This is a genomic window from Rhodococcus sp. R1101, assembly GCF_000278445.1.
In the GTDB taxonomy this organism is placed as follows: domain Bacteria; phylum Actinomycetota; class Actinomycetes; order Mycobacteriales; family Mycobacteriaceae; genus Rhodococcus; species Rhodococcus gordoniae.
On record NZ_AJVB01000885.1, the window covers coordinates 1 to 691 of the forward strand.

The 691-nt window shown below is 69.0% G+C and carries 1 protein-coding gene; it reads left to right on the forward strand.

Annotation, left to right across the window (positions count from 1 at the left end; all coding sequences use genetic code 11):
• Positions 1-509, forward strand: a 509-nt coding sequence (locus tag R1101_RS28905; protein ID WP_016935831.1) for an EamA family transporter, incomplete at its 5' end; no start/stop codon positions are given.
• Positions 510-691 lie beyond the last annotated feature (182 nt).

Below are 691 nucleotides of genomic sequence, written 5' to 3' on the forward strand. Positions count from 1 at the left end.
TCGACGCGCTGTCGATCGGGACCGCGTTCGCCGGGATGCTCCTTGCCGCCGGTCTGGTGGGCGGTGATCGTTCCGGCGGCGAGCACGACACGCTGGGCACGGTGCTGGGCGTGGCCTCGGGTCTCTTCTACGGTGCGGCTCTGCTGTGCTACCGCTATCGCACCGACATGCCGTCCGACGTCCGGTCCCTGTGGAACTTCGTCTTCGGTGCCGTCGCGACGGGCGCGATGGTCGTGGTGACCCGACCCGACATGTCGGGGATGACCGTGACGCAGTGGTTGTGGGCCGGCGGGTTCTTCGTCGTCTGCGGTCTGTTCGCCCTCGGCCTGCTCGTGGTCGCGGGGAAGCATCTTCGTGCTGCGGAGCTGTCCGGACTGTCCTACCTCGAAGTCGTGGTCGCACTGATGATCGGCATGGCGGCGTTCGGAGAGTCCGTGACGGTGCTCGCCGCGGGAGGCGCCGGGCTGATCCTGGTGGCCATGGCGCTACCGATGCTCGGACGCCGATAACGAGTGGGAGGGTGCGCCACTCGGCGCACCCTCCCACTCGGATCCATTGGGCTACTGCTGTTGTCGCGGCGGTTCGGCCGCCTCTTCGGCCGCGTCGTTCGCCATCCAGCGTTGCGCCGGTGGCGGGGTGGGCAGAGCCGATCGGCCTCCGCCTGCGCCCTGCGCATCCTCTGTTGCGAGAC